This window comes from Micromonospora sp. ABR4_055 (genome assembly GCF_056160425.1).
Map to the genome: position 1 here is coordinate 1 of NZ_JBSWXD010000335.1, position 845 is coordinate 845.

The 845-nt window shown below is 72.7% G+C and carries 1 protein-coding gene; it reads left to right on the plus strand.

Annotated features, from left to right (window positions below; all coding sequences use genetic code 11):
* Positions 1 to 633 (plus strand): hypothetical protein (locus ACXAHD_RS32245; RefSeq protein WP_475055193.1); only part of this gene is annotated, 633 nt, incomplete at its 5' end.
* Positions 634 to 845: the final 212 nt, after the last annotated feature.

The following is an 845-nucleotide window of genomic DNA, read 5'->3' on the forward strand; positions in this document are numbered from 1 at the left end:
CTGCAGCGCCGGGCCGACGCGGCCGACGCCACGTCCCGGGCCCAGCGCCCCGAGCCCGGCGAAGGGGAACCGGCGGCCGCCGCCGCAGCCCAGGCCGCTGAGACCACCGAAGCACCGGCCGACCCGGACGTCGCCGCTGCGGAGCCCACCGAGACCGCCGAGCCCGCCCCGGAACCGACCTCGACCACCGTCGCCCCGGTCGCCGGGCTGTCCCAGGTGCAGATGGACAATGCCACGGCCATCGTCGACGCCGGCCTGGCGTTGCAACTGCCGCGCCGGGCCATGGTGATCGCGGTGGCCACCGCGATGCAGGAGTCGACCCTGCTCAACCGGGCCAGCGAGGTGCTGCCGGAGTCCAAGAACTACCCGCACCAGGGCACCGGCTGGGACCACGACTCGGTCGGACTGTTCCAGCAGCGCACCAGCACTGGCTGGGGGGCGGTGGCAGACCTGATGAACCCGACCTACTCGGCGACCCAGTTCTATCTGGCCCTGCAGCGGGTGGCCGGTTGGGAACAGCTGCCGTTGACCGTCGCCGCCCAGGCGGTGCAGGTCTCGGCGTACCCGGGGCACTACGCCCAGCACGAGGCCGCTGCCGACGCCGTGGTCACCGCGGTGCTCGCGGCCCGCTGAGTACCGCCTGTCCCGTTCCGCCCGTCCCACGGACCGACCGGAACACCGGTCACGCCCTTCGGCGGGGGGGGGGGGGAGGGGGGAAGGGGGGGGAATAACGAAGAAGTGGCGCTAGTCGCCGCAATGGTCTTCATCGCCGAGGTCGGGGTCACCGTAAAATGGTTCGTCCGTATCCGGTCGACGGCCCACGCCATCGCCTGGAGCGAAGTCGC